Here is a 26,074-nt window from a genome sequence, read left to right as displayed (position 1 = left end):
TCTAAGTCCGCCCAATGATTCGGTCAACTCTCCAATTTCAAAAAAGTGACTTTTTTCCAAAATTGGCCGATTTGCGCCAGGTTCGCGGGAGGGGCCCTGATGGGAAGCGCTGCGGCACTCGAAGCGGGAAACGCGGCACGGTCCGAAGACGGCGCATTTCCTCGGTCGGTCAGCGCCGTATCTGCAACCGTTTGTTTACCACGCAGGCTTAAGGCCGGAGCAAGGAACCGCGCACTCTTCGCCCCTCGCGCAGGAACGGAAATTCATCTTCATGCCGACACCGGCGATCAGCGTTGCCATGAGCGTCTACAACAGCGAGCGATACCTCGCCGACGCCATAGAAAGCGTGCTTGTCCAAAGCTTTGGCGATTTCGAGTTCCTGATCATCGACGACGGGTCGCATGACCGGACCCCCGCGATCATCCGCGAATATGCGTCTCGCGATTCCCGTATCCGTCCTGTCATCCGTGAAAATCGCGGGCTTATCGCCAGTCTCAACGAGATGCTTGAAGCCGCCCGTGCCCCGCTCGTTGCGCGGATGGACGCCGATGATATCTGCCGTCCCGACCGCTTCGAAAAGCAGATCGCCTTTCTCGCCGGCCATCCCGACTACGGTGTAGTAGGCAGCTGGAGCGAGGATATCGGCGAACATGGCGAGCAACTGACGCGCGGCGGGGAGGACCACCCCCTCACCCATGACGACATACTTGCCGCAATCGAGACGGGCGGCCAGTTGATCTGCCACCCCGCAGCCATGTTCCGGCGCGACATCGTGCTCGCGGTCGGCGGCTATCACGCCGCTTTCCGTCACTGCGAGGACCTCGACCTCTGGCTGCGGCTCGCCAGCGTCACCCGGATGGGCAATATCCCCGAGCGGCTTGTACGATATCGGCGCTATCCGGGACAGGTTTCCTCCCGCCATGCGACCGAACAGCAGATCGGCACCGCCATAGCCCGCCTGGCCTGGCAGGAGCGGCAGGCCGGGCATGGTGACCCCACCGCCCTGCTCGATCGGTTGCCTTCGATCGACGATCTCGATGCCCTGTTCGATCGCCCCGGCACCGCGCGCGCGGTTCGTGAGCAGGTCGCCCTCGGCCTGCTCTATTCCTCCGCCGCGCTGCGCGACGAGGGTTTCGAACTGCTGATGACCCACTTACGCGAAGGCGGCCGGCGCGAGGGCATGTGGCGCACGGTGGCAAGGCTGGTGCGCTTCGGTGAGCCGATGCGGGCGCTGCGCCTTGCCGCGACGCTCACCAGGACAATGGCGACATGAAAACGGCGACGCCTACCTCATCCGGGCCCGAAAGCGGACGTGGCAGCGGAAGCGTGAAATCGGCAGCGCTATGGGCTGCGGCGAGCCAGTATTCGCAGTTCGCACTTCAGTTCATCACTTCGGTTCTGGTCTCCCGCTTTTTCCTGAAACCCGAAGAAATCGGCATGTTTTCCGTCGCACTGGCGACGGCGATGATCCTTTCGGTGATTCAGGATTTCGGCCTGACGCGCTATCTCGGCCGCCATCCGACCGCCGACGACGAGACGGTCCGCCATTGCACCGTGATCGCGGTGGCCTTCTCGTTCCTGCTGGCCGCGCTGATCCTCGCGCTCGCATGGCCGGTTGCACGCTTCTATGGCGAGCCGCGACTGTTCCCCATTCTCGCGCTGATCGCCGCTTCCTACCTGCTCAATCCGTGGAGTGTGGTGCCGGTGGCCTTGCTGTCACGCCGGCTCGACTTTCGGGGGACGTTCCTCGTAAACGCTTCCGGTGCGATCGCCAGCAGCGGCTGCGCGCTAACGCTTGCGGCACTTGGCTTTTCAGCGGAATCGCTGGCCTGGGCCATGATCGCGCAGGCGGCGGTCAGGGCGATCATGGCACAGATCCTGCGCCCGACCCGGCCCGGGCTGGGCCTCAATCCCGCGCGTCTGAAGGAAATCATCACGTTCGGCTCGGGCAGCGCGCTGCTCTACCTCTCAGGCGGGATCGGGATGCGCACGCCGGACCTCATCGTCGGCCGCTTACAGGGCATGGCCGCGACCGGGCTGTTCAGCCGGGGCGTGGCGCTGGCATCGCAGCTCCATTACCTCGTCGCCGGCGCGGTCGGCTCGATCTACTATCCCACGTTCGCGCGGCTGCGTGACGAAGGGCGCGAACTGGGCCCTTACTACGAGCGGGTGGTGGCCGCGCATGGCGCCATCGTCTGGCCGGCCATGGCCCTGCTGGCCGTGCTTTCCCAGCCGGTGATCCTGCTGCTCTATGGCCCGGGCTGGGCCGGCGCCGCGCCGCTGCTGGCCTATGTCGCCATTGCCGAGTGCTGTTTCGTCGCCCTGCCCTTGCACATGGACCTGCCGATCCTGCTTGGGCACTTGCGCCGCCTGTTCTGGTTCAACCTTGCCGATACCGCGCTTTCGGTGGGCACGCTGATGGCCGGCGCGGCCATCGGGGTGGAAGCGGCGGCGGCCTCGCGCATTGTGTATGGCCTGGGTTGGCTGTGCATCTACGCCGGTTGGATGCAAAGGCTGGTCGGCTTCAGTTGGCGAGCGATACTGCGCACTTATGCGGCCAGTCTGAGTGTTGCACTGGTGACCGCCCTGCCCGCGCTTTGGGCGGTCACGTTCTGGCGAAGCCCGGCCACGCTTGGCTTCACCGGGCTGGTCGCGAGCGGCGCGCTGGGCGGGATTGCCTGGGTTCTGGCGATCGCGCTGCTGCGCCATCCCGCGCGCGCCGATCTGGCCGGAATGGCGCTCCATCTCATCCATCCGGTCATGTCCCGAATTCCCGCCTTCAAGCGACGGCAAAACGTGGTGAATTCGCCCGACTCGTGATATCATCGCTACCCGACAACAATCCGACGAAGCTCAAGCTTCGCGGGGAGGATGACATGATTGGCGGCGCACTTGCGCTGACGCTTTTGGTCGCCACACCGGCGATCTCAGGCGCCGCGTCCTCACCTGTAACGCCGGTGCCCGAAGTTCCCGGGACGATGGCGGACGACGACGATACAACCGGCCAGACTCTCCGGACCGGAACCGATCGAGACGAGCGTATGACCGTGGCCGTCGCGGTGCAGGGACAAGGGCCCTACCACTTCATGATCGACACCGGATCGCAGCAAACCGTGGTTTCGAGCGCGCTGGCCACCACTCTTGGGCTCACGCTGGGTCCGGCAGTGACGGTGGTGGGCATGGCAGGCTCCAGCGACGTAGCGACGGCGCGGTTGGAAACTTTCGCCATTGGCAACCGCGCCTTCCATGATCTGACCGTCCCGCTGCTGGAAGGGCAGAACATCGGCGCGGACGGCATCGTCGGTACAGACAGCCTGCAAGGCCAGCGCGTCACCCTGGACTTCGATCAGGGCACCATCGCGATCGCCCCGGCCCAGGAGACGCAGAACAACGGCTATGAGATCGTGGTCCACGCCCGCAAGCGCCTGGGCCGCCTCATCATGACCAATGCCATGATCGACGGCATCCGCGCCGATGTCGTCATCGACACCGGAGCGACCAGCGCGGTGGGCAACCTTGCCTTGCAGAAGGCCATGAGCAAGCAATTGGTGGGCACCGTCCGCCTTTCCAGCGTGACCGGAGAAGAGCTTGCCGCCGAACTGGTGATCGCCCACCGGCTCAAGATCGAGGATCTTTCGCTGACCAACGTGTCGATCGCCTTCGCGGATTCGCCGGCATTCAAGGAACTGGGGCTTGAGCGACGGCCGGCGATCTTCCTCGGCATGCGCGAGCTGCGCGTGTTCAAGCGCATTGCCATCGATTTCTCGACCCGCAAGGTCCTGTTCGACCTGCCGGCCAATGTCGAACGGCCTGACGATTTCCTGAGAAAGATTGCCTCCCGCGACCTTCGCACTAAATAGCGCGGATGCCGCCAGACACTTCCGTTAACTCCCCCGCCGCCCGCCATGATGGCTGGCGCACCCTCTTGCGCTTCATGCCGTACCTTTGGCCTGTCGGGAATCCGGCGTTGCGCTGGCGGATCGTCTGGGCCTGCCTGTTCATCCTGTTGTCCACCGCGACGCAGCTCGCCCTGCCCTATCTGATGAAATGGGCGGTCGACCTGATGGGCGCGACCGGCCCGAAGCTGGTGCAACTGGCGATGCTGACCGTGCTTGGCTATTCGGCCGGGCGGTTGTTGCAGGCGATCTTCGACAACGTGCGCAACATCGTGTTCGAGCGCGTGGGGCAGGACGCGACGCGCGAACTGGCCGAAAACGTCTTCGCCCAGCTCCACCGCCTGTCGCTGCGCTTCCACCTCGCCCGTCGGACCGGCGAGGTAACCAAGACCATCGAACGCGGGACCAAGAGCATCGACACGATGCTCTACTTCATGCTGTTCAACATCGCGCCCACCGTTCTGCAACTCGTGGCCGTCGCGGTGATCTTCTACGTGAATTTCGGGCCGGGGCTCGTCATCGCCACCGCCGTCGCCATCGCGGCCTATATCTGGGTGACGCGCACGATTACCGAATGGCGCACCAAGCTGCGCGAACAGATGAACCGGCTGGACGGGCAAGCGCTCGCCCGCGCGGTGGATTCCCTGCTCAATTACGAGACGGTGAAGTATTTCTCGGCGGAGCACCGCGAGGAAGCCCGCTATGCGCAGGCCACCCGCGCTTATGCCGAGGCGGCGGTAAAGAGCGAGAACTCGCTTGGCCTGCTCAACATCGCACAGGGAGTGGTGGTGAACCTGCTGATGGCAGGCGCCCTCGCCTATACGGTCTGGCAATGGTACCGGGGGCAGGCGACCGCTGGCGAACTCGTCTTCGTACAGACCTACCTGACCCAGCTGTTCCGCCCGCTCGACATGCTCGGCATGGTCTATCGCACGATCCGGCAGGGCCTGATCGACATGGCGGAGATGTTCCGCCTGCTCGACGAGCCGCAGGAAGTCTCGGACAGGCCCGGCGCCCCGGCTCTGGTGATCCATCGCCCCTCAATCACATTCGAGAACGTCGTGTTCGGCTACGAACCCGATCGCGGCATCCTCAAGGGCCTGTCGTTCGACGTGCCCGCCGGACAGAACTTCGCCATCGTCGGCCCCTCCGGCGCGGGCAAGTCGACCATCGCGCGGCTGCTGTTCCGTTTCTACGATCCGCAGCAGGGCCGCATCCTGATCGACGGGCAGGACATCGCCGAAGTCTCGCAGGCCAGCCTGCGCGCCGCCATCGGCATCGTCCCGCAGGATTCGGTGCTGTTCAACGACACCATCGGCTACAACATCGCCTATGGCCGCGACGATGCGACGCAGGACGATGTCGAGAATGCCGCGCGCGGCGCTGCGCTGTTGGGGCTGATCGACCGCCTGCCGCAGGGCTACGACACTGAAGTCGGCGAGCGCGGCCTCAAGCTTTCGGGCGGTGAGAAGCAGCGCGTGGCGATTGCCCGTACGCTGGTGAAGAACCCGCCGATCCTGCTGCTGGACGAAGCCACCTCGGCACTGGATACGCGGACCGAGCAGGACATCCTCGCCACGCTCCACCGCGTGTCGGAAAACCGCACTAGCCTTTCCATCGCGCACCGCCTTTCGACGATTGCCGATGCCGACCGGATCCTCGTGCTGAACGACGGGCAACTGGCCGAGAGCGGTACTCATGCGCAATTGCTGCGGCTCGACGGGCTCTACGCCGAAATGTGGGCGCGTCAGGCCGCCGAAGCGGAGGCGATGATCGAAGCGGCCGAGTGATCGGCGTGAGGGAATTGATTTAATTCGCTTCTGCCGAGGAGCTGACTTAATCCAGCGGCATGGCCGTCAAGGAAGCTCCTCTCCGCCCCGCCCGCTTCATCATCGAAGGCGGGGTTCGCCAGCCGGAAATCCGGATTCCGGCACGCAAGTTCTGGTTTGGGCTGGTGTTCCTGTGTTTCTGGCTGACGCTGTGGACGTCTGGCGGCATCGCGGCGATCACCTCGCTGCTTGTTTCCCCTGAGCCCTTCCTTGTGGTCTGGCTCATTTTCTGGGCCTTGGGCTGGATCTTCGCCGCCGGTTCGATCCTCTGGCAATTCAGCGGCTCGGAAGTGATCCGCGTGGATTCCGGGCGTCTTGTCCATGGCTGGCGGATGTTCGGCTTCAGCCGGGAACGCGCCTATCCAATCAGCCAGTTGCGCCACATGAGGATTAATGGCGCGATGCCATTCGCCTTCAATTTCAATCGAGGACTGGGCGGTCCGCTGCTGTCCCGACGCGCGGGATGCATATCGTTCGACTACGGCGCGTCGACCATCCGCATGGGGCAGAGCATCGACGAGGCGGAGGGACGCCTGATCATCGAGCGACTGGCACCGCTGCTGCCCGAAGGCGCCGTGGACCACTGATCCACGGCGCGCTTTCTCACTTCACCACATCAGCCTCGTGCCAGACCACGGCCTGGGCGGCCTTCATGCAGTTTTCGGCCGTATCCCATGAAAGCGAGGGCGAGCCGTAGAGCCGCCAACCCTGCGCCAACGCCTCGGACACGCGCTCGCAAAAGGCGCGGTCGTCCGCTCCAGTGAGCAGGCGGTAGATCGGGCGGTCTTCGGGCGTCTGGTACATCGGCATCCTCTCAGGTTCGAATGCTCAGATGCCTAACCACTCCAATGGGGCTGGCAAGTCCCCGGCGGCATAATCCACCTGAAGCACCCGCCGCCTGCGACCGGGCCGTGCCGCGTTCGAGGCGTGGAGGATCGGCGTGCGATAGACCCAGACATCGCCGGCTTGTGCCAGACACACGTGAATCGGCGATTGCTCGACCACATTCTCCACTTCGCCCACCGATATACGGCCAAGGCGATGCGAGCCCGTCGCAATCAGCAGCGGCGCATTTTCCGTGTCCACCGAATCAAGGTGAATTCGAACCGTCAGCATGTCGTCTATCACCGCGAAGGGGGGCTCGACATGGTGAATGCCCTGTTTGACCGACCACGGGCCAAAGCCGGAAACCTCCGCACGCGCCCGCACGGCGACAGTGCGATCCTGATGCCAGCCAAGCGACCAGTCGGTGCGCTCGTTCTTGTCAAACAGCACTGCTCGCACCGGACGCACGGCACGGCCATTCGCCAAGGCCACCAGTGCGCCGATAGGCTCTTCCGCTCCCAGCATGCGTGCCAGGTCCGGATCGCCAGTTATTCGAACGCCTGCATGACCGTCGGGCCACTTTGCGAGAATCACCATGAGATTGCCAAGGATCGACGCCGCCAACCCCGGATGATGGCAGGCTCCATCGCGATCGAGATTCAACGCGGCAGCGTCAGCTGCCACGGGGAAGGCCGAATCACCCACCCGGATAGCGCTCGAATTCCGGCACGCCGGTCGTATCCGTCATCCACGAAATGCGTTCGGCCACCTGAATATGCGCGCCCGGCGGCAGCGCCTCCGGATCGTCGAGCGTGGCGATCTGGATGTCGACCAGACCCGGAAGATATGCCTCGTTCGTGTACCACAGGCCCGTGCCGCAACGCGGGCAGAAGTGCCGCATGGCCGAGCCGCTGGAGTTGTACACCGCCACCTCGCCGCGTAGGACTTCGAAGTCCGACGACTTGAACGCAGCCCATGCCACCACCGGCGCACCGGCGGACTTACGGCAGTCCTCACAATGGCAGAACGCCGCGTGGAGCGGCTCACCCTCGACGCGGTAGCGCACGTCGCCGCACTGGCATCCACCTTCGAGCTTCATGACGATTCTCCCTATCTAAAGCGAAGCTAACCGATCGCAGGGAACATTCAAGGAACAAAAAAGGGCGCGGAGTTTCCCCCGCGCCCTTTGTCTGTCGCTGAAGCTTCCGCTTACAGGATGTACTTCGAAAGGTCCGCGTTGCCCGCCAGGCCTTCCAGCTTGTCGCGCACGTAGGCCTCGTCGATCGTCACGGTCTCGCCCTTGCGGTCCTCGGCCTCGAAGCTGAGTTCCTCCAGCAGCTTTTCCATCACGGTCTGGAGACGGCGGGCACCGATGTTCTCGACGCTCTCGTTCACCAGCGCGGCGATGCGGGCGATCTCGCTGACCGCACCCGGCGTAATCTCCACCGCAACTTCCTCGGTGGCGAGCAGCGCCTTGTACTGCGTGACCAGATTCGCGCGCGTTTCCGAAAGGATGCGCACGAAGTCCTTCTCGGTCAGCGCTTTCAGCTCGACCCGGATCGGCAGGCGGCCCTGAAGTTCGGGCAGCATGTCGCTCGGCTTGGCGACGTGGAACGCGCCCGAGGCGATGAAGAGCACGTGGTCGGTCTTCATCGGCCCGTACTTGGTGGCCACGGTCGTACCCTCGATCAGCGGCAGCAGATCGCGCTGCACGCCTTCTCGGCTTACCGAGCCGCCGCGCACGTCCGAGACGGCGATCTTGTCGATCTCGTCGAGGAAGACGATGCCGTTGGTCTCCGCATTCGCCAGCGCGGTGCGGGCGACGTCGTCCTGGTCCATGCGCTTTTCCGACTCTTCGTCGACCAGCTTGTCCCAGGCGTCGGGCACTTTCATCTTGCGACGCGTGAGCTTCTGGCCGCCGAACGCCTTGCCCATGATGTCCGACAGGTTGATCATGCCAACCGAGCCGCCCATGCCGGGGATCTCCATCGGCGCCGAGGGCGTATCCTCGACCTCGATCTCGACTTCGGTCTCGTTCATCGCGTTTTCGGTGATGCGCTGGTGGAACGAGGCGCGCGTCGCTTCCGAGGCATTTTCGCCGACAAGCGCATTGAGCAGGCGCTCCATCGCCGCCTTGCTGGCCGCTTCGCGCACCGAATCGCGGCGGCGTTCCTTCTCCAGCCGGATCGCTTCCTCAACAAGGTCGCGCGCGATCTGCTCCACGTCGCGGCCGACGTAGCCGACTTCGGTGAACTTGGTGGCTTCCACCTTCACGAAAGGCGCATCGGCCAGCTTGGCAAGGCGGCGGCTGATCTCGGTCTTGCCGCAGCCCGTCGGGCCGATCATGAGGATGTTCTTGGGCGTCACCTCGTCGCGCAGTTCAAGCGACAGGCGCTGGCGGCGCCAACGGTTGCGCAGCGCAACGGCGACGGCCTTCTTGGCCTCGCTCTGGCCGACGATATGCTCGTCGAGCGCGCGGACGATGGCCTTGGGGGTCAGGTTGTCTTTCATGATGTCCCGAAAACTCAGATGGTCTCGACCGTGACACGGTCGTTGGTGAAGACGCAGATATCGGCGGCGACGGCCATGGCGCGGCGGGCGATCCGCTCGGCGTCCTCCTCGTATTCGTCCAGCGCGCGCGCGGCGGCCAGCGCATAGTTGCCGCCCGAACCGATCGCGGTGATCCCGCCCTCGGGCTCCAGCACATCGCCATTGCCGGTGAGGACCAGCAGGGTCTCCTCGTCGGCGACGATCATCAGGGCTTCGAGATTGCGCAGGAACTTGTCGGTCCGCCAGTCCTTCGCGAGTTCGACGGCGGCGCGCATCAGCTGGCCGCGATGCTGCTCCAGCTTGCGCTCAAGCCGCTCGAAAAGCGTGAAGGCATCGGCCGTGGCGCCTGCGAAACCGGCGATGACGCTGCCGCCCTCGCCGATGCGGCGCACCTTGCGCGCATTGGGCTTCATGACCGTGTTGCCCATGGAGACTTGTCCGTCACCGGCAATGACGGTCTTGCCGCCCTTTTTCACGCCGATGATGGTTGTTCCGTGCCACTGGATCAGGCCGTGGCTCGCCCCGCTATTGTCCATGGGGGCGGATATATGGTGGCGCGCCCCGCGTTCAAGCGGTCGGGCGCTGTCCGTAAACGAAAATGCCCGCGGAATCGCCGTACGACCCCGCGGGCATTTCAAGTCGATCCCGATAAAGGACCGCGCCGGAATCAGCTGCCGTTCGGGCCCGGGCCCTGGGGCTGCTGCGGGCCGCCCATGCCGGCGGCACCGACCGTGCCGATATTGCCGAACAGATCTTCGAGCAGGCCGCGATGGCGGCCGAGCGTGGGCGTCTTGTCGCCATCGGGGCTGATCCGCGCCACGTCTTCCATGCCCGCCTTGTCGACGCCGAGGACATTGCCCGCCGCATCGAAGCGGACGCGCAGGATCGTTTCCTGCGCGGTGCGCGGACGGCCGAACGGCGGCGTCTTCACCACCTGCGAGACGTAATAGTAGTCCTTCTCGCCGAACTGGCTCACGAAAGTCGGGCGGCCGAGGGTTTTTTCCACAGACTGCCGGTTATCGATCCCCGGAGAGACCGAATCGAGCAGCGTCTGGTCGATCAGGTAACCGCGATGGTCCCTGATGGACGTGCAGCCCCCCGTCAGCGCCGCAAGCGCCAGAACGACACCTGCCGCCTTGGCTTTACGGCGAGAGCCGTGACCAGAACCGCGCATTTTCCCACTCCAATTCACGGGGCCGGTCCGCTCCGGCCATTGCCTGCCGGTGCGAGAGCCATATATCGACCCGAAATAACGGTACCGAGCCTTAGGGCCCAGCGGCTTGTCGCGCAATGGGCGTTGGGGCAGCTTGATTGAATTGCCCATGAACGATGCCTGCATGCACAAGCGGGCGACGAGGGGCGCCGAGGAAAGGCCCGAATATAGTGACGCTGCTCTCCCGCCTGATCGGCAAACACCCCGATGCAACGCAAGTGCGCCGCGATGCCGTTCGCCCGCTGTGGCACCGCGTGGTCGAGATTGCCCGCGAAAAACCGTGGTATGCGGAATATGGCGTGGCCGATTCCGTCGGCGGCCGCTTCGACGCGGTAACGCTGGTGCTGGCGATCGTCATCCTGCGCATGGAGCGGGACGACGCCCTGATCGATCCCGCCGCGCGCCTGACCGAACTGTTCGTCAGCGACATGGACGGACAGCTTCGCCAGTCCGGCGTGGGCGATCTAGTGGTCGGCAAGCACATGGGCAAGCTGATGAGCGCGCTCGGCGGCCGAATCGGTGCGCTGCGCGAAGCGTTTCCCGAAGGCGATGCCGCACTGGCCCAAGTGCTGGAACGCAATGTAACCCTGCGCGAGGGCGCCGATGCTGCCGTGCTGGTGGCTCCGATCAAGGCGCTTGCCGCCGGGATCGACGCGCTTTCGGCCGAAGACCTGCTTGCCGCAAGGATCCCAAGATGAGCGAACACCACCCCACTCCCGCCGAATTCACCCCCGAATTCTCCCGCCGTCTCGATATCCGGCAGGCCGAAGGCAAGGACGCCCACCTCGAAGCGAGCGAAGCCGAGCGCGACGCGCTGTCGCAGCGTTTCGGCCTTGTCCGGATCGACAGTCTTTCGGCCGATCTCGAACTCACCCGCAAGGACCGCAAGGTGGAGGCGCGCGGCACTATCCGCGCCGAATTCATCCAGTCCTGCGCGGTCTCGGCCGAGGATCTGAACGTCTCGGTAAACGAGCCGCTGTTCTTCCGCTTCGTCCCTGAGGCGAACGGCCACACGCCTGACGAGGAAATCGAACTCGACGCCAGCGATTGCGACGAGATCGAATATGCTGGCTCGCATATCGACCTTGGCGAAGCCGTGGCGCAGAGCCTCGCGCTCGCCATCGACCCGTTCCTCACTGGCCCCGATGCCGACGCCGCGCGCAAGGCGGCCGGGATCGGCACGCCCGAGGACAGCGGGCCCTTCGCGGCGCTCAAGGCGCTGAAGCGGGACGACTGATCCAGGGCCCTCCGGGTAGGCGCCGGGCCGAGAGGTTGCCAAGAAGCGGGGCCCCCGCCTTCGCGGGGGCGACGAAGTGGTGAGGCTGACGGCGGCCCACGATATCGGGCGCGGCAGCTATGCCCCTGAAGCGGCGCGGTCATTCGACTGCGAATTCATTCGGGCATGAGCCGTCAGTCTTGCTCACCCGTCGCCCCCGCGAAGGCGGGGGCGACGCTTCTTGGCAACCTCACGGTCCGGAAACGAAATCGGCCCTACCTGCCTGCCAATTCGGTACCCCGCCTAAGCACTTGAAGAAAACCTCGATTGCATTGAAAAGGAACAGGCTGGGGTACCTTGGAGGTTCGCATGCGCGCTGACAGACTTTTCTTTCTCGTGCCGTCCTTGCTGCTCATCTCCGCTGCCGCCCAAGGGCAACCGGCCACGCCGCATCCGGCGCAAGTTCAGCATCCCCCCGCCCCTCCGCCCGTGGGTGAGATCATCATCTACCGGGATCGCAATTTCAGCGGCCCGGCCGTCAGCATCACGCAGGACAAGCCGAATCTCGGCCTCAAGTGGACGGTCGGTTCGGCGCGGGTGCGCGGCGGCACCTGGGAACTCTGTGAGCGGCCGAACCATCAAGGCGCCTGCCTCACGCTGTCCGCCGACAACGGCAACCTCGGGCAACGCCGGGTGCAGAGCGTAGTGGGAACCCGCGCGAACGCATGGCGCGAGCTTGGCGGCGCCGATATCACCCGCACCGGCTCGTCCCGCACGGTCATCCGCGCGCGCGGCTATCCAAGGCTCTGGGCGGTCCGTCTCTGCGCCGGCCAGACCCCGGTCCGGTTCAGCGGTGCACGGGCGTTCTTCACGAATGGCCGGTACGAGGCGCTCAAGGTGCCTCCCCAGCTTGCCGGCAATGCCTGCACGGGAGCGCTGGCCTTCGCGGCGCGGCGGAACCTGTCTTATGTGGAAGTGACGGCGTCCACCGCGAATGTCACGGCCCGGGCGCATATCCGACTAGAAGGCCGCTGAGGCCGCCTCTCTGGGCGAGGCGGCCGGCCATGTCGTTTCAGCTCACGTCCATCGCATAGCCCGCTGCACGCACGGTGCGGATCGGGTCGGTGTCGTTGGCGCGGTTGATCGCCTTGCGCAGGCGGCGGATGTGAACGTCCACGGTGCGCTCGTCGATGTCCGAGTCCATGCCCCAGACGCCGTCGAGGATCTGCTGGCGCGAGACGACGCGGTTCGGGCGTTCCATGAAATAGCGCAGCAGGCGGAACTCGGTGGGACCAAGGTGCAGCGCTTCCCCGCCGCGGCGAACGCGGTGGCTGGTGACATCGAGTTCGATGTCGCCCCACTGGAGCACGCTGCCCGCCAGTGACGGGCGTGCGCGGCGCAGCAGCGCCTCGATACGGGCAAGCAGCTCGCGCGGGGAAAACGGCTTGGTGACGTAATCGTCCGCGCCGGTCTTGAAGCCGCGGATCATGTCCTCTTCCTCACCGCGCGCGGTGAGCATGAGGATCGGGATCTGCGCGGTTTCCTTGTCCTTGCGGAGCTGGCGGCAGACTTCGATGCCGGGCACGTGCTCGATCATCCAGTCGAGGATGATCGCGTCAGGGTGCTGTTCCTGCACCATCAGCAGCGCTTCCTCGCCATCGCCGGTGCTGCGCACCTGATAGCCTTCGGCGCTGAGGTTCCAGGTGAGCAGTTCACAAAGCGCGCGGTCGTCCTCGACCACCAGTACGGATGGGTTCACGGCAGGTCCCTCGTATCGTCGGTCTGGCTCTCGCGCTCGGCATAGTATTCGCCGGTGGCGGCGTAATAGACCATCTCGGCCACATTGGTGGCATGGTCACCGATGCGCTCAAGGTTGCGGGCGATGAACAGCAATTGCGCGGCGCTGGTGATCGTTGCCGGGTTTTCCATCATGTGGGTCAGCAGCGAGCGGAACAGCGTGTTGTAGAACTGGTCCAGCTTGGCATCGCGGCGGATCACTTCCTGCGCCAGCGCGGCATCGCGCGAACCGTAGGCGTTGAGCACGTCGCGGACCATGCTTTCGGCGATCTCCGCCATCATCGGCACCAGCGAGATCGGCTCGATCTTGCCGCGTCCTTCGACGGCGTTGACGCGCTTGGCGATGTTCTTGGCATAGTCGCCGATGCGCTCGATCACGCCGGAGATCTTGAGCGCGGCGATCACGTCGCGCAGATCGTCGGCCATCGGCGCGCGCAAGGCAATCGTGCGCACGGCAAGGCGGTCCACTTCGGCTTCCAGCGCATCGAGGCGGGCGTCGGCAGCGACGACTTGCGCGGCCAGATCCTCGTCATGCTGGGTCAGCGCGATGATCGCATCGCGGATCGCGACTTCGGCGAGGCCGCCCATTTCGGCAACGAGGCCGCGAAGCTGCCCGATCTCGCTGTCGAAGGCCTTTACGGTGTGGTCAACCATGGATCTTGTCCTGTTCCCTGTCTTCGCCGTCAGCCGTAGCGACCGGTGATGTAGTCCTTGGTCTTCTCTTCACGCGGGGTGGTGAAGATCTGACTGGTGTCCCCGTATTCCACCAGGTTGCCGAGGTGGAAGAACGCCGTGCGCTGCGAAACGCGGGCGGCCTGCTGCATCGAGTGGGTGACGATGACGATGGCGTAAGTGTCCTTCAGCTCGTCGATCAGTTCCTCGATACGCGCGGTGGCGATCGGGTCGAGCGCGGAGCACGGCTCGTCCATCAGGATCACTTCGGGGCTGACGGCAATGGCGCGGGCGATGCACAGGCGCTGCTGCTGGCCGCCCGACAGCGCGGTGCCGGGCTCCTGCAGGCGGTCCTTCACTTCGTCCCACAGGCCCGCCTTGGCGAGCGAGCTTTCGACGATCCCGTCCATGTCCGCCTTCGACGGGGCAAGTCCGTGGATGCGCGGGCCGTAAGCGACGTTCTCGTAGATCGACTTCGGGAACGGGTTCGGCTTCTGGAACACCATGCCGACGCGGGCGCGAAGGGCCACCGGATCCATCGTCGGCGCGTAGATATCCTCGCCGTCGAGCAGGATCTCGCCGGTGACGCGGGCATCGGCGATGGTGTCGTTCATGCGGTTGAGCGAGCGCAGGAAGGTCGACTTGCCGCAGCCCGAGGGGCCGATGAAAGCGGTGACGATGCCGTTGTCGATAGCGATCGAAACGTCATTGATGGCCTTCTTGGCCCCGTAATAGACGTCGACGTTGCGGGCGGTGAGTTTGGTTTCGGTCATGTCCCTACCAGCGAACTTCGAACTTGTTTCGAAGGTAAATAGCCAGGCCGTTCATCGCCAGCAGGAAGACCAGCAGGACGATGATGGCCGCGGAAGTGTTCCGGATGAAACCGGAATTGATCTCGTCGGACCACAGGAAGATCTGCATCGGCAGCACGCTGGCCGGATCGGTGATCCCGCCCGGCGGGGTGACGACGAAGGCGCGCATGCCGATCATCAGCAGCGGCGCGGTTTCACCCAGCGCGCGGGCCATGCCGATGATGGTGCCGGTAAGGATACCCGGCAGCGCCAGCGGCAGGACATGGTGGAACACCGTCTGCACCTTGCTGGCGCCCACTGCCAGCGCGGCGTCGCGGATCGAGGGCGGTACCGCCTTGATGGCATTGCGGCCGGAAATGACGATGACCGGCATCGTCATCAGCGCCAGCGTCAACCCGCCGACCAGCGGCGAACTGCGCGGCATGCCGATCGTGTTGATGAACACCGCAAGGCCAAGCAGACCGAAGATGATCGACGGCACGGCGGCAAGGTTGTTAATCGATACCTCGATCCACTCGATCCAGCGGGCGCGCGGGGCGAACTCTTCCAGATAAACGGCGGCCAGCACGCCCATCGGGAACGAGAGCAGCAGCGTGACGAGCATCGTCAGCAGCGAGCCCTTGGTCGCGCCCCAGACACCGGCGACGCTGGGGTCGGTGGAATCCGAGCCGGTAAGGAAGGTCCAGCTCAGCCCGCTGAGGCCGTTCTTGAGCATGATGACCAGCAGCAGCGCCAGGAAGGCAAGGCTGAGGGCGATCGCGCCAAGGCCGATCAGCTTGAAGCGGCGTTCGGCGGCGTTGCGGCGAGCGATACGCCGCGCGGCCTCCGGCGTTTGCCAGCGTGCGTTACTCATAAGCTTCCCGGAAGCGCTTCACGACCCTGAGGGCGATGATGTTGAGGACGAGGGTAACGATGAACAGCACCAGACCCAGCGCGAAGGCGGAAAGCGTCTTGGGGCTGTTGAACTCCTGATCGCCGGTCAGCATCTGGACGATCTGATAGGTGACCGTGGTCATCGAGGCGAAGGGGTTCAGCGAGAGATTGGCGGCGGCACCCGCGGCCATGACCACGATCATGGTCTCACCGATGGCGCGGCTGATTGCCAGCATCACGCCCGCGACGATGCCGGGCAGCGCGGCGGGCAGCAGCACTTTCTTGATCGTTTCGGACTTGGTGGCGCCCAGCGCCAGCGAACCGTCGCTCATCGCGCGGGGCACGGCGGCAAGCGCGTCGTCCGCCATCGAGGAGACGAAGGGAATGATCATCACGCCCATCACCACACCGGCGGCCAGCGCACTCTCGGTCGAGGGGTTGGCCATGCCGATCGCGGCGGCGAAATCGCGGAAGATCGGCGCCACGGTGAGCGCGGCGAAGTAGCCGTAAACCACCGTCGGGATGCCCGCGAGGATCTCCAGCATCGGCTTCAGCCACTTGCGCACGTTGGACGTGGCATATTGCGTGAGATAGATCGCGCTCATCAGGCCGAGCGGGATGGCAACGATCATCGCGATGATCGCGCCGATGTAGATCGTGCCCCAGAACAGCGGCACCGCGCCGAAGCTGTCCTGAAGGTTGGCGCCGCGCGCGTTGCCGGGCGCCCAGTGGGTGCCGGTGAGGAACGCGATCGGCGAGACGTCCTTGAAGAACAGCCCGGCCTCGAACACCAGCGAGCCGACGATGCCGAACGTGGTCAGGATCGCCATCAGCGAGGCGAGCAGCAGCACCACCATGACCGCGCGCTCCACCCGGCTGCGCGCCGGGAAGTTGGCGCGGACCTTGGTGAAGGCCCAGCCGCCGCCCGCAAAGGCGACGATCAGCACCAGCACCGCACCGATCAGGCCAAAGCGCTGGTGCGCGGCGCGGACCGGCTCGGACAGGGACTGCGACAGCGGGTTGAACGCCGCCTGCCCCGGATTGTCCGCCAGTGCCTTGGCTTCCGCCAGAATGGAGGCGCGGCTCATCGAATCGGCCGGGAGCTGCGCGGCGGCAGGATCGGCCATGACCGCGCCATCGACGAGGCCCGGCATGATCGCCATCCACGCGCCCCAGGCGATCAGCGCCGGAACGAGAATCCACAGCAGCATGTGCCAGCCGTGGTAAACCGGCATCGATTGCAGCGAGCCGCGCCCTGTGTGAAGCAGCCGGGCCCGGCCTCGCGCGGCAAACCAGCCGACGAGACCGAGGCCGAGAACGGCCAGAAGCACTCCAGTGAGTATCATGAGGCCGTTCCGGCGCCTTTCCTGTCGTGCGGAATTACTTGAGGTCCGCGGGGTTGAGCGGGGTCATGTTGGCGACGATGGCCGCGCTCTTGGTGCGCACGTCCTCGGGCGAGATAACCATGCCCTTCGGCTTCAGGTAGCCGTCCGGACCCCAGGCCTTGGTCCACTCGGTGATGTAGCCCTGAAGACCCTTGATCGGGGCGAGGTGCTGCTTCTTGATGTAGATGAACAGCGGACGCGCACCCGGATAGGTGAAGTTCGCGATCGTGTCGTAGGTCGGCTCGATGCCGGACATCGGGATGCCGCGGATGGTCTTGGCGTTCTCTTCCAGGAACGAGTAACCGAAGATGCCGATCGCCTTGGGATTCTGCGAGATCTTCTGGACGATCAGGTTGTCGTTCTCACCGGCGTCGACATAAGGGCCATCCTCGCGGATGTCGTGGCAGGCCGCCTCGAACTTGTCCTTGTCGGTGTCCTTGAGCGCGACCATCGCGGGATCGGTCTTGCAGCCGGCCTCAAGGATCAGTTCCTTCAGCGCGTCACGCGTGCCCGAAGTCGAGGGCGGACCGTAGACGAGGATCGGCTCGTTCGGGAGCGACGGGTTCACGTCCTTCCAGGTCTTGGCGGTGTTGGGCTTGCCGAACGGATTGGCGGCCAGCGCCTTGTAGATGTCCGTGGGCGTGAGCTTCATGCCCGGGCCGTTCTGCGATTCGGCGAAGGCGATGCCGTCGATGCCGACCTGGACTTCGACGATGTCGGTCACGCCGTTCTTCTGGCACTCGTCATATTCGGACTTCTTCATCCGGCGCGAGGCGTTTTCGATATCGGGGTGCTGGGCACCGACGCCGGCGCAGAACAGCTTCATGCCCGCGCCCGTGCCGGTCGATTCGATGACCGGCGACTTGCCGCCGGCCTTGGCGAACTGCTCGGCCACGGCCGTCGCGAAGGGATAGACGGTCGAGGAACCGACCGCGCGCACGAAGTCGCGCGAGCCGGACGAGGAGCCGCCCGAACCGCCGCAACCGGCAAGAGCCATGGCGGAGGCCGCAACGATGAGGAAGGTCTTAGTGGAACGCATGATGTCACCCCTTGGGCTTCAAGTGTGGCTTGCCCACTATTGGGCTACAATGACACTTCCATGACAAAAAAGTGACATTGTTCTCGGCTCGGCGAAATTGCTGGAAAACCGGGCGTTTTTCCCGGGGTCTGTCAGAATAAATACGGCCGGTTGAACGGCTGTCCGGCGATTGCGATGGCACCCGAGGGGGCGGCACGCCGAACGCGCGCGCCCCGGAGGAAGCTCAGAAATCGAACTGGGCGCGCATGCCGAACGAATCGACCCCGTAATCGCTGTCCGTCCCGTTCACGAGCACGGGCGAATCCTTCACCCAGATATGACCGTAATTGAGGATGAAGCGCACATAGTCGGTCGGGATCCACAGCGCCGAGATCCCGGCGGTCTGTTCGCGGCCGCCAACGATCCCGGCGTCGTTCAGGTTCAGCCAGTCGTACCGGACATTGAGCTGCACGGCGCCCAGTCCGCCCTTGTCGAAGCCGTCATGCGGACGGATCCGTTCGAAGACGCCGGCCTTGTAGGGAGTGTCGTCATGCGTGAGCATATAGCCCACTTCCGCGTAACCGCCGTTGAAGGTGGGATCGGCAAAGCCGACGCGGCGCACTTTCTGCCAGTAGGTTTCGCTCGTCGCATGGAACCGGCCCTTGATCCACGCGGCTTCGAGCCCGAGGCCCAGTTCGTTGCGCGCATCGCTGACCGGGGCGCTGAGCAGCCGCAAGTCGGTGGTGTGGATGAACGGACGGCTCTGGTACGTCACCGAAGGAATCGAATCGTTGAGCGTGCGCCAGTGGACCGACCCGCCCAGGTGGAGCGTGCCGCCCGCGACTTGCGGCATCGCCACGACGCGGCCGTCCATGCTCCAGGACTTGTCGTAATCGTTGTTGAGCGAATTGGGATCGTCGCTGAACACGCCGCCCTGCACCAGCACGGTCTTGCCGAGGTACTGGGCATTGAGGCCCACCCGGCGCTCGAAGCCGAAGGCACCGACGAAGCTGGCCCGCTCCATGAAACTGGTGAACAGGTCCGAGGTCATGTCCTCCAGCCCGGTGTTGGGCTTCTGGTTGCCGAGCGCCAAGGTGACGTTCTTGCCTGCCTTGTAGGTCAGGTACATGTCATTGATGACGACGCTGGAATTGGCGAGATCGACCTCGAAGCGGTAGCCGAAGCCGCCCGGCATCGTGCCGTCGAAGCCGAGATAGGCGCGGCGCAGTTCGGTGCTGACGCCCAGATGGTTGCTGGCGGCCGGGTCCAGCCCCGAAGGCGCGTTGACCGCTCCGACATCGACCTGAAGACGGCCGCGCGGCTTGAAGCTCCAGCCGTTGTCGCTGCGGAATTCCGGGGCGCCCTTCCAGACGACCTGAATCGGCGACTGGCTCGATGACGGATTTCCTGCCGGTGCGGGCGGCGTGGCGCTGGCGGCCTTGGCGGCGGTTTCCTTCGCGGCGGCGGCCACGCTGGCCGATTCGGCCGCGCTTTGCTCTGCGTTGCGGGCCGCCTGCGTGGCGGCATCGGCGCGCGCATTGGCGGCGCCGAGCTGGCCTTCGAGCGTTTCGATCCGGCCTTCCATGGCCTTCATCTGCGCCCGCATGGCGGCAAGCTCACGCTGGATTTCGGCTGAATCCTGCGCGTGAGCGGGCGAAGGAATCGCCCAGCCCATCGCGACAGCTATCGCAAGCGTAGAAATTGTCCCGCTTTTCTGCACCTGCGGCATCCTTTCGTGAACCTTGAATTGCACTTTCCCGACGCTCGTATGACGAAGAGATTACAGTTCAATGACACTGGCTTGATGACAGGGGAGGACAGCCGGCAAAACCGGTGCCTTTGGAGATTTCTGAAACGCCCGAATGGATAGATCACTGTCACATGACAGGCATGAGTTCGCCCATACCCCCACAAGCCCCGTTTCGGTGAAACGAGTGCCGCAAAGGCCAGAATGAAGGACGGAATGTGCGTGGCAGCCTGATCCGGCGCCCGGAGAGGCAAGCGCGGCGGCCCCGTGGCCGCCGCGCGGAAATCAGCCCGCGTTTTCCTCGCGCCGAAGCGGCAGCATGAGCGAGGCGACAGTGCCCTGACCAGGGCGGCTGTCGATGTCGAAGCGGCCGCGATGGCGCTCGACGATATGCTTGACGATCGAGAGGCCCAGCCCGGTGCCGCCTACCGCGCGGCTGCGACTGGCGTCGGCGCGGTAGAAGCGCTCGGTGACGCGCGGCAGGTGTTCGGGCGAAATGCCCTCGCCCTCGTCACTGACGGTCACGAGCACCCAGCCGGTGCTGGTGGCCTCCAGCGCGACATCGACCTTGCCGCCCTGCTTGCCGTACTTGAGCGAGTTGTCGATCAGGTTACGCAGCACTTGGGCAAGCTGCCCCCGGTCGCCCGTGACCACGGCGGTTTCACAATTGGCGTGGACCATGACATTCGATCCCGGCTTCGATTCGCCCGCCATTTCCTGCGCCAGCGCCACCATCTCGATACGGTCGGAGGGCACTTCATGCTTCACCGCCTCGATCCGCGAGAGGCTCATGAGGTCCAGGATCAGCGCCTGCATGCGGTGCGCCTCATGCCGGATGGTGTCGAGGAAGCGGTTGCGCAGGGCCTCGTCGCCGCCCGCCTTTGGATTCATCAGCGTCTCGACATAGCCCAGAACGTTGGCCAGCGGCGTGCGCAGTTCGTGGCTGGCATTGGCGACGAAATCGGCGTGCGACTTGGCGACGCTGACCCGTTCGGACAGATCGTAGAGGCTCACCAGCCGATCGGCGGGAGAGACCGCGCGGCAATCGACTTCCCAGACGCTGCCGCCGGTCGAAAGCCCGGTAACGCGGGCAATGCCGCCGCCCTCGCTGAGGATCGCGGCCACCGCGCGCGGTTCGCGAATGGCGATGCGCACGTCCTGCCCGACGATATGCGCGCCCAGCAGGGCCTTGGCCGCGCTGTTGGCGAAGCGGACTTGCCCGCGCGAGACCATCATTGCCGGGGTCTGAAGATGTTCGAGAAGCTGGACGCCGTCACCGGCCATGAATTTCGCCTTCATTATCGCTGACCCACTTCCATGCCCGCGTCCAAAGACAGGACAAAGACGTACCGGCAACGAACTTGCGGAAAATTGCGTCCGAAACGGCCCCCGATAAGGTATGCACACTGTTGTCGTGTTCAATCCGTGCAAACGAGGTTGAGGTTTCGCCCGCTCTCGCCTAGCACTTCGCACGCAGTCCATGCTATGCTGCAACCGCGAAGAACAGACGTCCTGCCTGACACCCCGATCGTGACATCCTGACCTCAATCCCAGGATCGACGCAATCACATGGCCGACCCCTTTTCGACACGGTGCGCATAGCTGGAATGCGGGAGGAGGAGCCCGCCGGTCTCCGGCGGAAATGACCGTAAAGGTGAACAACCTTCAGAAGGTGGACCGCGCTCAGTGACCAATTCCATTTCGGCCCAATTCACGTCAGACCGTCTGCTCCTGTTCGGCGCCACGGGCGATCTTTCGCGCCGCATGCTGCTTCCCTCGCTCTGTGCCCTCGATGCGGAGGGTCTGCTGGACCCGAAGATCGAGATCATCGGCACGGCCCGTTCGGATCACGACGATCAGGAATTCCGCAACTTCGCGCGGCAATCGGTGGAGCAGTTCCTGCCTGCCGACCGGCGCGGCGGCATGGCGCGGTTCCTCAACCGGCTGTCCTACCAGACGCTGGACGCCAACCAGATGGACGGCTTCAATGCGCTGGCGGCCAAAGTCGGCCAGCCGCAGGACGGCCTCTCGATCTTCCTTTCCACCGCGCCCAGCCTGTTCGAGCCGACCATTCGCGGCCTTCAGGCCAGCGGTCTGGCGGGTGACAACGTGCGCATCGGGCTGGAAAAGCCGCTCGGCGTGGACCTTGCCTCCAGCAAGATCATCAACGACGCAGTCGCGCGGGCCTTCCCGGAAGACCGGATCTTCCGCATCGATCACTATCTGGGCAAGGAAACCGTCCAGAACCTGCTGGCGCTACGCTTCGCCAACCTGATGTTCGAGCCGCTGTGGAATGCCGCGCATATCGATCACGTGCAGATCACCGTGGCCGAGACCGTCGGCCTTGAATCGCGCGTGGCCTACTATGACGATTCCGGCGCGCTGCGCGACATGGTGCAGAACCACATGCTCCAGCTTCTCGCGCTGGTCGCGATGGAGCCGCCGGTCAGCTACGACGCCACCAGCGTGCGCGACGAGAAGGTCAAGATCCTGCGCAGCCTGCGCAAGGTTGCGGTGAACGAGACCGTCACCGGCCAGTACCGCGCAGGCGCCATCGGCGGCCAGGCCGTGCCCGGCTACGACGACGAACTCGGCAAGGATTCGAACACCGAGACCTTCGTCGCGATCAAGGCGCATATCGATAACTGGCGCTGGCAGGGCGTGCCCTTCTACTTGCGCACCGGCAAGCGCCTGCCCAAGCGCACGACCGAGATCGTCGTGCAGTTCCGCGATGTGCCGCACTCGATCTTCCACGGTCGCGGCGCGCGCACGGTGCCTAACCGCCTCGTCATCGGCATCCAGCCGAGCGAGAACATCACCCTTTCGCTGATGGCCAAGGTGCCGGGCCTCGATCGCAACGGCTTCGGCCTGCGCTCGATCCCGCTCGACATCTCGATGCCAGACGCTTTCGCGGGCCCGCAGCGCCGCATCGCTTACGAGCGCCTGCTGCTGGACCTGATCGAGGGCGAGCAGACGCTGTTCGTCCGCCGCGACGAAGTGGAAGCGCAGTGGGAGTGGATCGACGCGATCCGCGCGGAATGGGAGGAACAGGCGCAGGAGCCCAAGACCTACACCGCCGGAAGCTGGGGCCCCTCCGCCGCCATCGCCCTCGCCGAGCGCGACGGCGTGACGTGGCACGAGTAAGGCAGGCCTGACGGGCATGAGCGCACCACGCACCCTATATTCGGGAGTGCGTGGGCGGTCTCCCGTGTGCGGCGCCTTATCCGGCTCCGTGTCCGGCATCAGGGCCGCCCCTGCGGGCGGTTCCGTAAAAGGTCGGCCTGAATTCCCCGCAAACCGGTGGAAGATAGACATTGACACCGGTTACCAAAATGCCTTCAAGCCTCGCACGGGAAGACCTGTTGCGACGGCTTCGGAAGGCTGAGACAAAAAGACAGACGGAAAGTGCAGGAGTAACCCCATGAGCAACCTCAGCCCGGTGGTCGCCCGCGTGACAGATCGCATTATCGAGCGATCGAAGCCCAGCCGCGCACGCTATCTCGCCATGGTCGACCGCGAAGCCGGCCGCCATTCGGACCGCTCGTTCCTTTCGTGCTCCAACCTTGCGCATGGCTTTGCCGCCAGCGGCGAGGACAAGCCCGCCATTGCCACCGGCAAGGCGATCAACGTCGGCATCGTCACCGCCTATAACGACATGCTTTCGGCGCATCAGCCCTATGGCCGCTATCCGGAACAGATGAAGCTCTACGCCCGCGAAGTGGGCGCGACGGCGCAGGTCGCGGGCGGCGTGCCCGCCATGTGCGACGGCGTGACGCAGGGCTTCGACGGCATGGAACTCTCGCTGTTCAGCCGCGACACCATTGCGCTGTCCACCGCCGTCTCGCTGAGCCACGCGATGTATGACGGCATGACCCTGCTGGGCATCTGCGACAAGATCGTGCCCGGCCTCGTCATGGGCGCGCTGCGCTTCGGCCACCTGCCCGCCGTGTTCATCCCTTCGGGCCCGATGCCCAGCGGCATCTCCAACAAGGAGAAGCAGAAGGTCCGCCAGCTCTATGCAGAGGGCAAGGTGGGCCGTGAGGAGCTGCTCGCCAGCGAAAGCGCCAGCTATCACTCGGCCGGCACCTGCACGTTCTACGGCACCGCCAACTCCAACCAGATGATGATGGAGATGATGGGCCTGCATATCCCCGGCGCCGCTTTCGTGCCGCCGAACACGCCGCTGCGTCAGGCCGTGACCCGCGCCGCTGTCCACCGCGTGACCGAAATGACCCGCAAGGGCGACGACTTCCGCCCGATGGCGCATGTCGTGGACGAAAAGGCGATCGTGAACGCCATCGTCGGCCTGCTGGCCACCGGCGGATCGACCAACCACGCGATCCATCTGCCCGCCATGGCCCGCAGCGCCGGGATCGTGATCGACTGGGAAGACTTCGACGAGCTTTCGGGCGCAGTGCCGCTGATCACGCGCGTCTATCCCAACGGTTCGGGCGACGTGAACCACTTCCATGCCGCCGGCGGCATGGGCTGGGTGGTCCGCGAACTGCTCGACGCAGGTCTGGCACATGAGGACATCCTCACTGTCTCGAAGGACGGCATGCGCGCCTATGCCACCGAGCCGACGCTCAATGACGGCGAACTCACGTGGAAGCCCGCCCCTACCGTCAGCGGGGACGACGCCATGCTGAGCACGGTGGCAAAGCCGTTCCTGCCCGACGGCGGCATGCGCCTTGTCTCGGGCAATGTCGGCCGCGCCACTTTCAAGACCAGCGCGGTCGATCAGGGGCGCTGGACCATCGAGGCGCCCTGCCGCGTGTTCGAGACGCAGGAAGCCGTCATCAACGCCTTCAAGGCGGGCGAGCTTGACCGCGATGTCGTGGTGGTCGTGCGCCATCAGGGCCCACGCGCCAACGGCATGCCGGAGCTGCACAAGCTGACCCCGCCGCTCGGCGTGCTGCAGGATCGCGGCTTCAAGGTGGCGCTCGTCACCGACGGCCGCATGTCGGGCGCTTCGGGCAAGGTGCCCGCCGCGATCCACGTCACCCCGGAAGCGCTGGCGGACGGCCCCATCGCCTATCTTCAGGACGGCGACGTGGTGCGTCTTTGCGCGGTCGACGGCACGCTTTCGACCACGGCCGACCTTTCCGGTCGCTCGCCCGCCCCGCTTCCCGCTCCGGCGGAAGGCATGGGCCGCGAACTCTTCGCGATGTTCCGCATGAACGCGGGCGGCGCCGAACAGGGTGGTTCATCGATGCTGGAGGTTGCCGGGCTATGAGCAAGGGAAAGAGCACCGAACTCGTTGCCGTCGATATCGGCGGCACCCACGCCCGCTTCGCGCTGGCCTCGGTGGACGAGCACGGCCAGATCACACTGGACGAGCCGGTAACGCTTCACACCAGCGACCACGGCAGCTTCCAGCTTGCCTGGCAGGCCTTCCGGGAGCGCAATGGCGGGACCCTGCCCCCGGCAGTCTCGATCGCGATTGCCGGGCCGGTCGGCGGGGAAGTCATCCGCTTCACCAACAACCCGTGGATCATTCGCCCCGCGCTGATCAATGAGATGCTGGGCGTAGAGCGCTACACCGTCGTCAACGATTTCGCGGCGGTGGCCTATGCGGTGGCGCTCGCGCCGGAAGACCAATTCCTGCACCTTGCGGGCCCGGACGTGCCGCTGCCGGCCGCCGGCACGATCAGCGTGCTCGGGCCCGGCACCGGGCTTGGCGTCGCGCATCTGTGGCGCAGCGGCCAGCCGCGCAGCCAGGGCGGGTACTACCATGTGCAGGCCACCGAGGGCGGCCACGTCGACTATGCCCCGCTCGACCTGATCGAGGACGGCATTCTCGCGCGCCTGCGCAAGCGGCACAATCGCGTCTCGGTGGAGCGTGTCGTCTCCGGCCCGGCCATCGTCGATATCTACCAGGCGCTCGCCGCCATGGAGGGCCGTGCGGTGCACGATCTGACCGACGTGGCGATCTGGCAGGCGGGCACCAGCCATCAGGACAGTCTGGCCGTTGCCGCCGTAGACCGCTTCTGCCTCTCGCTGGGCAGCGCGGCGGGCGACTATGCGCTGGCGCATGGCGCTGTCGGCGTCGTCATTGCCGGCGGCCTTGGCTACCGCATTCGCGAAACCATTCTTTCCTCGGGCTTTTCGGAGCGCTTCCGCGCCAAGGGGCGGTTCGCCTCGATGATGGCGCAGATCCCCGTCAAGCTCATCACCCATCCGCAGCCCGGCCTGTTCGGCGCGGCTGCCGCCTACGTCAGGGAACACGCCGAATGACCAC

The 26,074-nt window shown here is 65.0% G+C and carries 25 protein-coding genes; 11 read left to right on the top strand and 14 right to left on the bottom strand.

Going from position 1 to position 26,074, the window contains the following annotated elements:
• Window positions 1–271 precede the first annotated feature (271 nt).
• Genes EDF56_RS19425 through EDF56_RS19405 form a run of 5 tightly spaced genes read left to right on the top strand, consistent with a single transcriptional unit; the run spans window position 272 to window position 6,312 of the window.
• Complete coding sequence (locus EDF56_RS19425; protein ID WP_132390536.1) at window positions 272–1,273, top strand: glycosyltransferase; 1,002 nt, start codon at window positions 272–274, stop codon at window positions 1,271–1,273.
• Window positions 1,270–2,820 (top strand): oligosaccharide flippase family protein, encoded by a 1,551-nt coding sequence (locus tag EDF56_RS19420; RefSeq protein ID WP_132390534.1) that lies wholly within the window; start codon window positions 1,270–1,272, stop codon window positions 2,818–2,820. The genes EDF56_RS19425 and EDF56_RS19420 overlap by 4 nt, the downstream gene beginning before the upstream one ends.
• 56 nt (window positions 2,821–2,876) lie before the next feature.
• Window positions 2,877–3,860, top strand: coding sequence for an aspartyl protease family protein (locus EDF56_RS19415; protein WP_132390532.1), 984 nt, complete (start codon window positions 2,877–2,879; stop codon window positions 3,858–3,860).
• Window positions 3,861–3,865: 5 nt separating this feature from the next.
• Window positions 3,866–5,686 carry an ABC transporter ATP-binding protein/permease gene (locus tag EDF56_RS19410; RefSeq protein WP_132390530.1) on the top strand — a complete coding sequence of 607 codons (1,821 nt, stop codon included), beginning with the start codon at window positions 3,866–3,868 and terminating at the stop codon, window positions 5,684–5,686.
• Window positions 5,687–5,745: 59 nt separating this feature from the next.
• Window positions 5,746–6,312: a hypothetical protein gene (locus EDF56_RS19405; protein WP_132390528.1), complete on the top strand. Its 567-nt coding sequence runs from the start codon at window positions 5,746–5,748 to the stop codon at window positions 6,310–6,312.
• A gap of 16 nt (window positions 6,313–6,328) precedes the next feature.
• Here EDF56_RS19405 and EDF56_RS19400 read toward each other — a convergent pair whose 3' ends face one another.
• The 6 genes from EDF56_RS19400 to EDF56_RS19375 all read right to left on the bottom strand — a co-directional run bounded on the left by EDF56_RS19400 (window position 6,329) and on the right by EDF56_RS19375 (window position 10,274).
• A complete protein-coding gene (locus EDF56_RS19400; RefSeq protein ID WP_021235064.1) occupies window positions 6,329–6,529 on the bottom strand; it encodes a DUF1737 domain-containing protein in 201 nt (66 codons plus the stop codon).
• Window positions 6,530–6,553: 24 nt separating this feature from the next.
• Entirely contained in the window at window positions 6,554–7,213 is a 660-nt protein-coding gene (locus EDF56_RS19395; RefSeq protein WP_243652701.1) for a phytanoyl-CoA dioxygenase family protein, read from the bottom strand.
• Window positions 7,214–7,247: 34 nt separating this feature from the next.
• A complete protein-coding gene (locus EDF56_RS19390; RefSeq protein ID WP_132390526.1) occupies window positions 7,248–7,649 on the bottom strand; it encodes a GFA family protein in 402 nt (133 codons plus the stop codon).
• 110 nt (window positions 7,650–7,759) lie between these two features.
• Window positions 7,760–9,061 carry an ATP-dependent protease ATPase subunit HslU gene (gene hslU / locus EDF56_RS19385; protein ID WP_132390524.1) on the bottom strand — a complete coding sequence of 434 codons (1,302 nt, stop codon included), beginning with the start codon at window positions 9,059–9,061 and terminating at the stop codon, window positions 7,760–7,762.
• A 14-nt stretch (window positions 9,062–9,075) separates the two neighbouring features.
• Window positions 9,076–9,636, bottom strand: coding sequence for an ATP-dependent protease subunit HslV (hslV, locus tag EDF56_RS19380; protein ID WP_132390522.1), 561 nt, complete (start codon window positions 9,634–9,636; stop codon window positions 9,076–9,078).
• 131 nt (window positions 9,637–9,767) lie between these two features.
• Window positions 9,768–10,274, bottom strand: coding sequence for an outer membrane protein assembly factor BamE (locus tag EDF56_RS19375; protein WP_132390520.1), 507 nt, complete (start codon window positions 10,272–10,274; stop codon window positions 9,768–9,770).
• A 209-nt stretch (window positions 10,275–10,483) separates the two neighbouring features.
• Here EDF56_RS19375 and EDF56_RS19370 point away from each other — a divergent pair, with 209 nt between their 5' ends.
• The 3 genes from EDF56_RS19370 to EDF56_RS19360 all read left to right on the top strand — a co-directional run bounded on the left by EDF56_RS19370 (window position 10,484) and on the right by EDF56_RS19360 (window position 12,564).
• Window positions 10,484–11,011, top strand: coding sequence for a ubiquinol-cytochrome C chaperone family protein (locus EDF56_RS19370; RefSeq protein ID WP_132390518.1), 528 nt, complete (start codon window positions 10,484–10,486; stop codon window positions 11,009–11,011).
• Window positions 11,008–11,550: a YceD family protein gene (locus EDF56_RS19365; RefSeq protein ID WP_132390516.1), complete on the top strand. Its 543-nt coding sequence runs from the start codon at window positions 11,008–11,010 to the stop codon at window positions 11,548–11,550. Before EDF56_RS19370 ends, EDF56_RS19365 begins: the two co-directional genes overlap by 4 nt.
• A gap of 348 nt (window positions 11,551–11,898) precedes the next feature.
• Window positions 11,899–12,564: a beta/gamma crystallin-related protein gene (locus EDF56_RS19360; RefSeq protein WP_132390514.1), complete on the top strand. Its 666-nt coding sequence runs from the start codon at window positions 11,899–11,901 to the stop codon at window positions 12,562–12,564.
• Window positions 12,565–12,601: 37 nt separating this feature from the next.
• Here EDF56_RS19360 and phoB read toward each other — a convergent pair whose 3' ends face one another.
• From phoB to EDF56_RS19320, 8 genes are all read right to left on the bottom strand, one after another.
• Window positions 12,602–13,288, bottom strand: coding sequence for a phosphate regulon transcriptional regulator PhoB (gene phoB / locus EDF56_RS19355; RefSeq protein WP_132390512.1), 687 nt, complete (start codon window positions 13,286–13,288; stop codon window positions 12,602–12,604).
• Window positions 13,285–13,980, bottom strand: coding sequence for a phosphate signaling complex protein PhoU (gene phoU / locus EDF56_RS19350; protein ID WP_132390510.1), 696 nt, complete (start codon window positions 13,978–13,980; stop codon window positions 13,285–13,287). Before phoU ends, phoB begins: the two co-directional genes overlap by 4 nt.
• Window positions 13,981–14,009: 29 nt before the next feature.
• Window positions 14,010–14,771, bottom strand: coding sequence for a phosphate ABC transporter ATP-binding protein PstB (gene pstB, locus EDF56_RS19345; RefSeq protein WP_132390508.1), 762 nt, complete (start codon window positions 14,769–14,771; stop codon window positions 14,010–14,012).
• Between the two features lie 4 nt (window positions 14,772–14,775).
• Window positions 14,776–15,663 (bottom strand): phosphate ABC transporter permease PstA, encoded by an 888-nt coding sequence (gene pstA, locus EDF56_RS19340; protein ID WP_132390506.1) that lies wholly within the window; start codon window positions 15,661–15,663, stop codon window positions 14,776–14,778.
• Window positions 15,656–17,029 (bottom strand): phosphate ABC transporter permease subunit PstC, encoded by a 1,374-nt coding sequence (gene pstC, locus EDF56_RS19335; protein ID WP_132390504.1) that lies wholly within the window; start codon window positions 17,027–17,029, stop codon window positions 15,656–15,658. Before pstC ends, pstA begins: the two co-directional genes overlap by 8 nt.
• 34 nt (window positions 17,030–17,063) lie before the next feature.
• Window positions 17,064–18,107: a substrate-binding domain-containing protein gene (locus EDF56_RS19330; RefSeq protein ID WP_132390502.1), complete on the bottom strand. Its 1,044-nt coding sequence runs from the start codon at window positions 18,105–18,107 to the stop codon at window positions 17,064–17,066.
• 223 nt (window positions 18,108–18,330) lie between these two features.
• The gene (locus tag EDF56_RS19325; protein ID WP_243652700.1) at window positions 18,331–19,761 is read right to left on the bottom strand and encodes a porin; all 1,431 of its coding nucleotides are present in this window, start codon (window positions 19,759–19,761) and stop codon (window positions 18,331–18,333) included.
• 357 nt (window positions 19,762–20,118) lie between these two features.
• Window positions 20,119–21,132: an ATP-binding protein gene (locus EDF56_RS19320; protein ID WP_243652699.1), complete on the bottom strand. Its 1,014-nt coding sequence runs from the start codon at window positions 21,130–21,132 to the stop codon at window positions 20,119–20,121.
• Window positions 21,133–21,519: 387 nt separating this feature from the next.
• On the opposite strand from EDF56_RS19320, the gene zwf reads away from it, so the two are divergent.
• The 3 genes from zwf to EDF56_RS19305 all read left to right on the top strand — a co-directional run bounded on the left by zwf (window position 21,520) and on the right by EDF56_RS19305 (window position 26,070).
• Complete coding sequence (gene zwf / locus EDF56_RS19315; RefSeq protein ID WP_279389720.1) at window positions 21,520–22,977, top strand: glucose-6-phosphate dehydrogenase; 1,458 nt, start codon at window positions 21,520–21,522, stop codon at window positions 22,975–22,977.
• Between the two features lie 277 nt (window positions 22,978–23,254).
• Window positions 23,255–25,069, top strand: a complete 1,815-nt coding sequence (gene edd / locus EDF56_RS19310; protein ID WP_132390496.1) for a phosphogluconate dehydratase — start codon at window positions 23,255–23,257, stop codon at window positions 25,067–25,069.
• Entirely contained in the window at window positions 25,066–26,070 is a 1,005-nt protein-coding gene (locus tag EDF56_RS19305; RefSeq protein WP_132390494.1) for a glucokinase, read from the top strand. The genes edd and EDF56_RS19305 overlap by 4 nt, the downstream gene beginning before the upstream one ends.
• Window positions 26,071–26,074: the final 4 nt, after the last annotated feature.

The organism is Novosphingobium sp. PhB165, assembly GCF_004341845.1.
In the GTDB taxonomy this organism is placed as follows: domain Bacteria; phylum Pseudomonadota; class Alphaproteobacteria; order Sphingomonadales; family Sphingomonadaceae; genus Novosphingobium.
Note: the sequence above shows the minus strand (reverse complement) of the source record. Positions and strands in the feature narration are given on the sequence as shown.

What these genes read in the sequence shown, in the direction of transcription:
- pstB (WP_132390508.1), bottom strand. Translation starts at nt 14,771, where the DNA reads ATGACCGAAACCAAACTCACCGCCCGCAACGTCGACGTCTATTACGGG.
- EDF56_RS19330 (WP_132390502.1), bottom strand. Translation starts at nt 18,107, where the DNA reads ATGCGTTCCACTAAGACCTTCCTCATCGTTGCGGCCTCCGCCATGGCT.
- EDF56_RS19320 (WP_243652699.1), bottom strand. Translation starts at nt 21,132, where the DNA reads ATGAAGGCGAAATTCATGGCCGGTGACGGCGTCCAGCTTCTCGAACAT.
- hslU (WP_132390524.1), bottom strand. Translation starts at nt 9,061, where the DNA reads ATGAAAGACAACCTGACCCCCAAGGCCATCGTCCGCGCGCTCGACGAG.
- EDF56_RS19405 (WP_132390528.1), top strand. Translation starts at nt 5,746, where the DNA reads ATGGCCGTCAAGGAAGCTCCTCTCCGCCCCGCCCGCTTCATCATCGAA.
- EDF56_RS19305 (WP_132390494.1), top strand. Translation starts at nt 25,066, where the DNA reads ATGAGCAAGGGAAAGAGCACCGAACTCGTTGCCGTCGATATCGGCGGC.
- pstA (WP_132390506.1), bottom strand. Translation starts at nt 15,663, where the DNA reads ATGAGTAACGCACGCTGGCAAACGCCGGAGGCCGCGCGGCGTATCGCT.
- EDF56_RS19360 (WP_132390514.1), top strand. Translation starts at nt 11,899, where the DNA reads ATGCGCGCTGACAGACTTTTCTTTCTCGTGCCGTCCTTGCTGCTCATC.
- EDF56_RS19410 (WP_132390530.1), top strand. Translation starts at nt 3,866, where the DNA reads ATGCCGCCAGACACTTCCGTTAACTCCCCCGCCGCCCGCCATGATGGC.
- EDF56_RS19325 (WP_243652700.1), bottom strand. Translation starts at nt 19,761, where the DNA reads ATGGGCTGGGCGATTCCTTCGCCCGCTCACGCGCAGGATTCAGCCGAA.
- EDF56_RS19375 (WP_132390520.1), bottom strand. Translation starts at nt 10,274, where the DNA reads ATGCGCGGTTCTGGTCACGGCTCTCGCCGTAAAGCCAAGGCGGCAGGT.
- pstC (WP_132390504.1), bottom strand. Translation starts at nt 17,029, where the DNA reads ATGATACTCACTGGAGTGCTTCTGGCCGTTCTCGGCCTCGGTCTCGTC.
- EDF56_RS19390 (WP_132390526.1), bottom strand. Translation starts at nt 7,649, where the DNA reads ATGAAGCTCGAAGGTGGATGCCAGTGCGGCGACGTGCGCTACCGCGTC.
- hslV (WP_132390522.1), bottom strand. Translation starts at nt 9,636, where the DNA reads ATGGACAATAGCGGGGCGAGCCACGGCCTGATCCAGTGGCACGGAACA.
- edd (WP_132390496.1), top strand. Translation starts at nt 23,255, where the DNA reads ATGAGCAACCTCAGCCCGGTGGTCGCCCGCGTGACAGATCGCATTATC.
- EDF56_RS19415 (WP_132390532.1), top strand. Translation starts at nt 2,877, where the DNA reads ATGATTGGCGGCGCACTTGCGCTGACGCTTTTGGTCGCCACACCGGCG.
- phoU (WP_132390510.1), bottom strand. Translation starts at nt 13,980, where the DNA reads ATGGTTGACCACACCGTAAAGGCCTTCGACAGCGAGATCGGGCAGCTT.
- EDF56_RS19420 (WP_132390534.1), top strand. Translation starts at nt 1,270, where the DNA reads ATGAAAACGGCGACGCCTACCTCATCCGGGCCCGAAAGCGGACGTGGC.
- EDF56_RS19365 (WP_132390516.1), top strand. Translation starts at nt 11,008, where the DNA reads ATGAGCGAACACCACCCCACTCCCGCCGAATTCACCCCCGAATTCTCC.
- EDF56_RS19425 (WP_132390536.1), top strand. Translation starts at nt 272, where the DNA reads ATGCCGACACCGGCGATCAGCGTTGCCATGAGCGTCTACAACAGCGAG.
- EDF56_RS19400 (WP_021235064.1), bottom strand. Translation starts at nt 6,529, where the DNA reads ATGTACCAGACGCCCGAAGACCGCCCGATCTACCGCCTGCTCACTGGA.